This window comes from Lacibacterium aquatile, from assembly GCF_042683105.1.
In the GTDB taxonomy this organism is placed as follows: Bacteria; Pseudomonadota; Alphaproteobacteria; order Elsterales; family Elsteraceae; genus Lacibacterium; species Lacibacterium aquatile.
The window spans coordinates 629,275-638,390 of sequence record NZ_JBHUIP010000012.1 but is presented as its reverse complement, the minus strand read 5'-3'; the positions used below and the strand labels follow the sequence as shown (position 1 = coordinate 638,390).

The window sequence follows — 9,116 nt, the reverse complement described above, 5'->3', positions numbered from 1 at the left end:
GATGGAGCCGGGGGCCATCCTGTTGCCGCCGCTGCGGGAGGATATCGTCCTGCATCGCGCAGCCTCTGCCCCCGACGGCGCGCCGGGCTGGACCTTGCATGATCCGCTCGCCAACCGCTTTTTTGCTATCGACTGGCTGGATTTCGAGATGCTGGCCCTGTGGCGCGGGAGCGTCACCCCGGACGGCATGGTCGAGGCGCTGGGCGAGGCACGCCCCGATCTGGTGGCTAATGGCCTGATCAGTTCTGACCGGGTTCGGGACCTGCTGGGGTTCCTGGCGGCCAATCGTCTGCTGCAACCGGTGCCGGATAGCGGCTGGCGTCATCTGGCGGAACAAGCCCGGCGGGCGGCGGCGGCGCAATCGCCCTGGAAACAGGCGCTGCATCATTACCTGTTTTTCCGCATCCCGCTGTTCCGCCCCGATGGCTTGCTGCGGGCAACAGAACCGGCGGCGCGTCTCTTCTTCCAGCCTGCCGCCTTGTTGATGGCGCTCCTGCTGGGGGTGATCGGCCTGTTGCTGGCATTCCGGCAATGGGACGGGTTCGCCAACACCTTCCTCTATTTCTTCAGCCCGCTTGGGCTGGTTTGGTACGGCGGGGCGTTGGTGGTGGCCAAGGCGATCCACGAGATGGGGCACGCCTGGATTGCTCGCCGCTATTGGGTGCCGGTCCCGCGCATCGGCGTCGCCTTCATGGTGCTCTGGCCGATGCTCTATACCGATACGACCCATGCCTGGAAGCTGCGGTCGCGGTTTGCCCGCCTACACATCGCGGCGGGTGGCCTGATCGCGGAAACCTGGCTGGCCAACCTGGCGTTGCTGGCCTGGAACTTCCTGCCCGATGGGCCAGCGCGCAGTGCGGCGTTCCTGTTGGCGACCACCAGCTGGTTCATGACCCTGGCCGTCAATCTCAATCCGCTGATGCGGTTCGACGGCTATTATCTGCTGAGCGACGCCCTGGGGATCGCCAATCTCCAGGATCGCAGTTTCGCCGTCGGCCGCTGGTATCTGCGCCGTTGTTTCCTGGGGTTGGAGGCGCCCTGTCCGGAAGCCTGGGGGCCGGGGCAGCGGCGTCTGCTGGCGCTCTATGCCTATGCCTGCTGGATCTACCGGGCGGGGCTTTTCATCGGCATTGCCCTGCTGGTTTACCATGTGAGTTTCAAGCTGCTCGGCCTCTTCCTGATGGCAGTAGAGGTTGGCTGGTTCATCCTGCGGCCAATCTGGAACGAGCTGTTTGTCTGGTGGCGATCCCGAGGGGAGATGGCGCAGGCGGGTACGGTCTGGCGGCCATTGGCGCTGTTTGTCGGAGCAATCGGCCTGCTGTTTGTCCCCTGGCACAGCCCCATCGACGCCCCGGCCATGATGCGCCCCGCCGAGGCCCGGCTCTATAGCGCTGAAAATGCGATGATCGCCGCGGTGCATGTTTCGCTGGGGCAGTCCGTCGCCGTTGGGGATCTGCTGTTGCAGCTTGTCTCCCCCGGTCTGGAGCGCGCCATCCAAAAGGCGCAGGGAGAGATCGCCCTGTTCGATCAGCATCTCGCCAGGGCCGGGGGCGAGCCGCGCGGACAGAATCGCGCGCAGCTCCAGGAAAACCGGGCCCGGATCGCGGCTGAACTCCAGACCTTACAGGTGCGCCGCCAGCAATTGCGGCTCACCGCGCCTTTTGCCGGAGAGATCACCGCTATCGGTGAGGATATCCAGCCGGGGCGCTGGGTTGCGGCCCAGACCCCGCTGGCGCTGCTGGTGGATGCCGGTCAACCGGTGGTGCGCGCCTATATTCCGGAAATCGCGCTGCCACGCATCGTTCCAGGAGGCGCGGCCCGCTTTATCCCCGACGGTCGTCAACTGGACCCCCAGCCGCTGCGGGTGAGCGAGGTTGACCGTGGCGGGCTGAGTTACCTCGACGAACCGGCCCTGGCCGCCACCAACGGTGGGCCGCTGGCCGTGGTGCGGCAAGCCGATGGCCGGTTGATGGTGCGCGACGGGATCTATCGCATCCGCCTGGATCTTGCGGGTGAAACTGCCGCGGCGATAGCGGTGCCGGGACGCGTCCTGATCGACGCACCGTCCCAAAGCTTGGCGGACCGTCTATGGAATTGGCTGCTGCCGGTGCTCATCCGGGAAAGCGGATTGGGCTAGGCGAGGGGGCCGTCAAGCAGGCGGCGCACCGTCGCGATTCGTTGCGCCAGACTCCCTTCGACATAGTCGAAGCGGATACCGCGCTCTGTAAGATCGTACAAAATCATCCGCTGCATCTTGGTCCGCAGAATTTCGGTGTCGCGCCACCCATCCTGTTCGAAGGGAATATCATCGGCGCAGACCAGCCAGCGATGGTAGCGCGAGATACAGTTCCGGGCTATCGCATGCAGCTCGGGAAGGGCGCCGCCATTGTAGTAATAGCTGAGGGCAAGTGTGGTGATGGCATTGGTATCGATAAACAGGAAACGTCGGGCCGCTTTCAGTGCCTCGTCTTCGCGCCTTTGATGTTCCTGGGCGATCTGCACATAGTCCGCCAGTTCTAGTTGACCTTTCTTCTGTTCCCAGAGTTCACGGCCGTATTCGGGAACATGGACGGTTTGGAAGGTTTCGGCCAAATGCTTGGCCAGGGTCGACTTGCCCGTCGATTCAGCCCCCATCAGAACGATCTTCTGAATGAAGTGCCGATAGACAGCAGGGTCCAGCAGATGGTGGTGGGCATGAACATCTGCGCGTATCTGCGTCCCCGACGCCGGAACCGCCAATCGCTGCCGGTCGACGGAGCGGTGAGTTACGCCCAGATGATTGGCGAAACCATCGCCGTAATCTTCGCTGGTGAAGACGGCGTCAATCTCGATCCGTTTGTCGAGAAGATAGTGCCGCACATAGTCGCGGTGGGTGAAGTCGTCTGCCGTATCGACTGGGGGATCAAGTGGTTGCAGGACCGTGATGTCGGGGTAGAGCGCTTTTATCCAAGCAGCACGAACAGCCTGGGGCATCGCTCCGAAATCAGGGTTCGCGTAGACCAGCACGGTCAATTGCCCGCAGTCCTTGAGGGCGCGATCGATCAGATACTGATGTCCCTTATGGAAAGGGGCGAATTTGCCGACGATCAGGCCGTGACGGAAGATCTTATCCGGCGCCATTCAACCAGTCCCCAGACGGACATCGAGGCTAAAACCACCTGCAGGCCCACCTGGATCCAGAGGCCGAGGTGTTGAAACAGCAGTGCCTGCAACAGATTGACCGGGATCCAGACATACCAGCTCCAGATCCATTTGCGCGTGGTTGCCCAGTTGGCGATCAGCGACAGGGACGTGACGACAAATTGCAGTATGTCCCATGGGGTTCGAAATTCCGTCAGCGACGCGGTATAGGCGAAGATTGCCAGGGTCAGGACCCAGCCGAGATTATACCAGAAGGTCTCGTTGAAGGGCTTGGCGTGACCATCCCGGCGATGCTCCAGCAGCCAGAGGAAGCTGCCGTGCAGCCCGAAGATCAGATAGCTGACCTGAAGACCGGCCAGCATATATTGCTGAGTCGCGATGAATAGCAGGAAGTAAGGCGCAAGGCTCAGGTTCGAAAAATGCCAGTAGGTCGGGTGTTTGCGGACCAGGAAGATCAGCGAAACGATGACACAGGCTGCACCGCTATAATCGAAGACGGCGACAGGGATTCGGTCCAGAAACATGGGGGTCAGCTATCCGTCGGAGCCTTGACCTTGAGGTTGCCCTTAGCGGCTGCGATCATCGTTTTATAGATGTTTTTGAGCATGTCCTCGGGCTTCTGGCGGCCGTAGGGCAGGTTTTCTTTGGTGAAATTGATCATATCTTCCGTCGGGTCGACCGGGACGATTACAAGTCCTTTCCGGGCAAGTGCCGCCACCACAGCATTCGCCTGTTTGGTGTAATCCTCGAAGAAATAACTATTGTCCGCCTCCTTGATGGCGACGGCGATCATATGGGCGATATCTTTACCGGTCTTCACGATCGATCCTCTGGACGGGCGTCCATGTAAGTCGAACGCGCGCGCCTATTTTCATCGACTTTCAGGGGATGATGCAAGGACGGCACCGCACGGTCGTCACAATCGGAGCGCGGACACAGGCGACAACTGATGCCGATGGCGCTGGCGGCGTCCGGATCGAGGCCATCGCCCGCGCGGACTTCCTTGGCAAACCCCAGCGGAACGCCCAGGCCCAGCGCATGGCGACCACCGGGGGCGGAGGCTGCCAGCATCAGGAAACCCTGGCCATCGGGTAGGCGCGCGGCCTGGGCCGAGAGGCGCCCCGGTTGCGCCAGGGCGCGGTGCAGATTCCAACGGGCGCAGATGCTGCCAAAGCGCGGGATCGACAGGCCGGATGCGGTGAAGCGTTTGGAGACATTGCCCGCGACATCGATGCGCACGAAATGAAACGGCAGCCCCTGGGCGCCGGGACGCCGCAGGCTCGCCAGGCGCTGGCAGACCTGCTCCAGACTGGCCTCGAACCGGGCCTGGAGCAGATCGAAGTCATGGCGGCTTTCGCGCACGGCGGCGAGGAAACTGCCGTAGGGCATCATGACCGCCCCGGCGAAATAGCTGGCGAGCGCGATGCGGGCCAGCCGGTCGGCCTCCAGCGTCGTAAACTTGCCGCCCGCGACCAGCCGGTCCAGCCGGGGTGCTTCGCCAATCAGGGCGATCTGATGGGCCAGCTGGAACACCCGCGAGGAGCGGGGCAGACGTTCGGACAGCAGCAAGCGGCGGCTGTGCGGATCATATCGGCGCAACAGCCCGTCGAGCGAAGCCTCCGGCACTACGGCGACATCCACGGCGTAGCGTTCGGCGAGTACCCGGATCAGGCCGGTGCAGAGATCGCCATCGCCGATTTCCGCCCGCAGCGCTTCGGCGGCACTTTCCAGATCCGGGAAATGGTTCTTCTTGTCCTGGATGAAGTCGGTCACTTCTTCGGACGGCATGCCGGTCGGCACCGGATCATCTTCGCCCGCCATATCACCCGCAGCGGCGGTGGGGGCGCGGCTGCCGCGAAAGGCCTGATAGAGCGACAGGACGGCCCGCCCCAGGCTGGGCGCGGCGCCGATCAGTTCCTTGACGTCCGCCGGCTTGATGTCCTGCCCGTCGAACAACGGATCGGCGAAAACCTCCATCATCTCGGCTTCCAGGCGTCCGTCATCGTCGTCCGTGAAGCTGTCGAGATCGATCCCGAACCGCTGCGCCAGCTTCAGCAGAACCGGGACCGTCACGGCGCGCTGGTTGTGTTCGAGCAGATTGAGGTAGCTAGCGCTGATGCCCAGCTGCTCGGCCATCTGCACCTGACTAAGACGTTGCTCCTGGCGCAGACGCCGCAGTTTTCCGCCAAGTCTGATCTGTTCGCGCGCCATGTAAATTCCTTACATGTTCGGTATTTGCAATTCGTAAATCAGTAAATCATTGCACTCTATCTGGCAGATTTTCAAGTTTGCATTGCCGTAAGGGAGGTTTTTGCGCTGCAATAAGTTCATCGCAGGAACGGGATGGAAGAGCCCGGCCGACGCCACCAGGAACCGATGCGGAGAAGCATGATGACCATCCAGCACAGCCCCTTGCCCGATGCCAAAGACAATCGCTGGCGGGGGATCCAGCGCGACTATACCGTGGCCGACGTGCAGCGTCTGGCGGGTTCGGTCGCGATTGATCACACGCTTGCCAAGCGGGGCGCGGCAAGGCTTTGGCGTGACCTTCACAGTGAGGATTACATCAATTCGCTGGGTGCCTTCACCGGCAATCAGGCGATGCAGATGGTCAAAGCAGGCCTGAAGGCGATCTATCTGTCCGGCTGGCAGGTCGCGGCCGATGCCAACAACAACGGCCAGATGTATCCGGACCAGAGCCTCTATGCCGCCTCCTCGGTTCCCGAAGTTGTGCAGCGCATCAACCGCACCTTGAAGCGCGCCGACGAAATCCATCATGCCGAGGATGACGACAGCATCGATTGGTTCGCCCCCATCGTCGCCGATGCCGAAGCCGGTTTCGGCGGTCCGCTGAATGCCTTCGAGCTGATGAAATCGATGATCGAGGCGGGCGCTGCCGGTGTGCATTTCGAGGATCAGTTGGCGTCCGAGAAGAAATGCGGTCATCTGGGCGGCAAGGTGCTGCTGCCGACCCAGCAGTTCATCCGCACCCTGAATGCCGCACGCCTCGGCGCCGATGTCTGCGGCGTCGACACCCTGCTGGTGGCCCGGACCGATGCCCATTCGGCCCAGCTGATCACCAGCGATATCGACGAGCGGGACCATCCGTTCCTGACCGGCGAGCGCACGGCGGAAGGCTTCTTCCGGTTGAAGCAGGGCGCCAAGGTCGGTGTCGATCATGCGATTGCCCGTGGTCTGGCGTTCGCGCCTTATGCCGATCTCGTGTGGTGGGAAACCTCCGAGCCGAACCTGGACGAAGCGCGCCGCTTTGCCGAGGCAGTGCATGAGAAGTTCCCCGGCAAGCTGCTGGCCTACAATTGCTCGCCCAGCTTCAACTGGAAGAAGAAGCTGGATGACACCACCATCGCCAAGTTCCAACGGGAACTCGGGGCGCTGGGCTACAAGTTCCAGTTCGTGACGCTGGCCAGCTTCCACAACATGAACTTCCACACCTTCCAACTGGCCAAGGGCTACAAGGAACGCGGCATGGCGGCTTATTCCGAGTTGCAGGCGGCGGAATTCGCAGCCGAAAGCGCGGGTTATACCGCGACCCGTCATCAGCGCGAAGTCGGCACCGGCTATTTCGATGCCGTGTCGCTGGCGATCTCCGGCGGGCTCAGCTCCACGACCGCGATGGCGGGATCGACCGAAACCGAACAGTTCCACGGCAACGCAAAGGCGGCAGCTGCGGAATAGGGTTCCCGATGCCCTAACCGACGCCCCCGCTTTGGGTAGGGTATCTGGAGACAAGCGGCCTCGATCGGGCGGATCGAGGCCGTTTTGTCGTTTTGTGTTGGCCTACCGCTTCGCTACTTGAGGCCGGTTACCTGCTCTACGGAACCAACCCCACCCCTCGTGCATAGATGTCACGGTGGAGGGTGATCGGGCGCGGCCTGTCATCTCTGCCTCTTGCCGAAAAGCCCAGCCGGGTTAATGTTAAAGGCAGATGACAGCGCGTCGGGGGGTAGACATGGCCCACGTTCAGCGACTTTGGCAGCGTTTTATACGAAAGCTATTCCGTCCTCTCCTGCTGGCGCTTCTCGCCAGTCTATTGCCCATCGCTTCCGCTTCAGCCCGCGTGGTGGACCTGCTGCTGGTCCTGGCCGTCGATATTTCGCGGTCGGTCGATTCGGAGGAGTTCCAGCTTCAGCGCCAAGGGTATGCCCAGGCCCTGACCCATCCGGAGATCCTGGCGGCGATCCAGTCCGGGTCCATCGGCGCCATTGCCATCAGCTATATCGAATGGTCGGGGGCGGATCAGCAGGTGCTGATCCTGGATTGGACGGTGATCGAGAACGAGGAAAGTGCTCGTATGGCGGCTGGGCGGATCCTGGAAGCCGACCGCAGTTTCTATGGCTATACCTCGATCTCCGAAGCCATCAAGAAAGGCACCAGCCTGATTGCCAGCGCCCCGCATGAAGGCATGCGTCAGGTGATCGATGTGTCGGGCGACGGCTCGAACAACTCGGGCGCACCTGTGACGGTGGCGCGCGATGAAGCTGTTAAAGCTGGCATTGTGATCAACGGTCTGCCGATCCTGAACGACCGGCCCAACCCCTTTGGCCAGCTCGATCAGAAGCTCGACGAGTATTATCGCAATTTCGTGATCGGCGGTCCGGGCGCCTTCATGGAGCCGGCCCGCGACTTTCAGGCTTTTGCCGCTGCTGTGCGGGCGAAGCTGGTCAAGGAAATCGCGGGCATGCCCGACCCAAGGCCGAACGACGGTCGTCTAGCCGAACTTACGCCCGATCTTCAGGACCGCCAGCGCTGAGGCAAGACACAGGAAGAACGATCCGCCCCACAGGATCTGCCCGCCTGCGTGATCTAGAAGATAGCCGCCGAATAGCGGCCCGATGGTAGAGGCGATGGAGAAAACCAGCGAATAGATCGCCATGGTTTCCCCTGGGCGGCCCTTTTCCGCCCGCTTCTGGGCAATGCCCATGCTGGCGGGCAGCAGGGCCATCTCGCTTAAGGTCCAGAGGATCATCCAGATGATCGCGCCCGGCAGCCCGCCCCAGATCGCCAGCGAGCCATAGGCGACCCCCACCAGAACCACGCCCACAGCCGTCACCTTATGGGCAGCAAAGCGGCGTATGGCGGCGATGACCGGCATCTCGAACAGGGCGACGGCGAGGCAGTTGAAGGCGATCAGGAAGCCGAAGGTGGCGGGTGAGACGCCCTGGATGCTGACAAGATCGGTCGCCAGGGTGGAGCGGAACTGCATAAAGACGGTGGTGCCAAGGATCAGCACGGCGCAGAACAGGATATAGTCCTTGTCCAGCCAGACCGACGGCGAGCTTGTCTGACCTTCTGCTTTCGGATCCATCCCGCGCGGCTCCACCTTCGGCATGGGCAGCAGCATCAGGGTGGCGGCGATACAGGCGACGCTATTGACCCAGAAGATGCCGTCGGCCCATCCGGCATAGATCAGCCCGCCCAGCGAGGTTCCGGCCCCTAGGCCCGCGTTGATGGCAAGGCGATTGAGGCCATAGCCGCGCATGCGGTCTTCGGGCGGGCAGAGGAACAGCGCGCAGGCCATGCCGGGCGGGCGCAGCCCCTGATCGCACATGCCGATCACGAAGGCGGTCGCGCTTAAGGCCGGAATGCTGGCGAAATAGACCATCGGGATAAAGGCAAGGGCCTGGATCGCCATCAGGATGATCATCAGGCGACGGTTGTCGACCCGGTCCGCCAGCCAGCCAGATGGCACGGCCGCGAGAAAGCGGCCCAGCCCGGCAGCCCCCAGCACGATGCCGATGTCGGTCGCAGACGTCGCATATTTCTGAGCCAGATACACGGCGGTGAAGGCGAGGCCGGTCTGCCCGCAGTTCCAGACGAACATACTGCCCGCCAACCACCACATCGCGGCGGGCAATCCGCGATAGACGTCAAAGTAACGCTTCACTAGGCTCATGATCGCGCCATAGAGGCCCAAGTCGGCGCTGCTTGCAAGGGCGCTGCCTAAATATTTTGCA

The 9,116-nt window shown here is 62.3% G+C and carries 8 protein-coding genes; 3 read left to right on the top strand and 5 right to left on the bottom strand.

Features of this window, described 5'->3' with window-relative positions:
• Window position 1: 1 nt before the first annotated feature.
• Complete coding sequence (locus tag ACFSM5_RS14655; protein WP_379877179.1) at window positions 2–2,137, top strand: HlyD family efflux transporter periplasmic adaptor subunit; 2,136 nt, start codon at window positions 2–4, stop codon at window positions 2,135–2,137.
• Here the strand turns inward: ACFSM5_RS14655 and ACFSM5_RS14650 are convergent.
• Genes ACFSM5_RS14650 through ACFSM5_RS14635 form a run of 4 tightly spaced genes read right to left on the bottom strand, consistent with a single transcriptional unit; the run spans window position 2,134 to window position 5,352 of the window.
• On the bottom strand, window positions 2,134–3,120 hold the full coding sequence (locus ACFSM5_RS14650; RefSeq protein WP_379877178.1) for an AAA family ATPase: 987 nt from the start codon (window positions 3,118–3,120) through the stop codon (window positions 2,134–2,136). The two genes, ACFSM5_RS14655 and ACFSM5_RS14650, sit on opposite strands and share 4 nt — an antisense overlap.
• Complete coding sequence (locus ACFSM5_RS14645) at window positions 3,087–3,665, bottom strand: nicotinamide mononucleotide transporter family protein (RefSeq protein ID WP_379877177.1); 579 nt, start codon at window positions 3,663–3,665, stop codon at window positions 3,087–3,089. The genes ACFSM5_RS14650 and ACFSM5_RS14645 overlap by 34 nt, the downstream gene beginning before the upstream one ends.
• 5 nt (window positions 3,666–3,670) lie before the next feature.
• Window positions 3,671–3,961: a hypothetical protein gene (locus tag ACFSM5_RS14640; protein WP_379877176.1), complete on the bottom strand. Its 291-nt coding sequence runs from the start codon at window positions 3,959–3,961 to the stop codon at window positions 3,671–3,673.
• Window positions 3,958–5,352, bottom strand: a complete 1,395-nt coding sequence (locus tag ACFSM5_RS14635; protein WP_379877175.1) for a helix-turn-helix domain-containing protein — start codon at window positions 5,350–5,352, stop codon at window positions 3,958–3,960. The genes ACFSM5_RS14640 and ACFSM5_RS14635 overlap by 4 nt, the downstream gene beginning before the upstream one ends.
• Window positions 5,353–5,532: 180 nt before the next feature.
• On the opposite strand from ACFSM5_RS14635, the gene aceA reads away from it, so the two are divergent.
• The gene (gene aceA, locus ACFSM5_RS14630; protein ID WP_379877174.1) at window positions 5,533–6,837 is read left to right on the top strand and encodes an isocitrate lyase; all 1,305 of its coding nucleotides are present in this window, start codon (window positions 5,533–5,535) and stop codon (window positions 6,835–6,837) included.
• A gap of 274 nt (window positions 6,838–7,111) precedes the next feature.
• A complete protein-coding gene (locus ACFSM5_RS14625; RefSeq protein ID WP_379877173.1) occupies window positions 7,112–7,912 on the top strand; it encodes a DUF1194 domain-containing protein in 801 nt (266 codons plus the stop codon).
• On the opposite strand, the gene ACFSM5_RS14620 is transcribed toward ACFSM5_RS14625, so the two are convergent.
• On the bottom strand, window positions 7,871–9,055 hold the full coding sequence (locus ACFSM5_RS14620; RefSeq protein ID WP_379877172.1) for an MFS transporter: 1,185 nt from the start codon (window positions 9,053–9,055) through the stop codon (window positions 7,871–7,873). The two genes, ACFSM5_RS14625 and ACFSM5_RS14620, sit on opposite strands and share 42 nt — an antisense overlap.
• Between the last annotated feature and the right edge of the window lie 61 nt (window positions 9,056–9,116).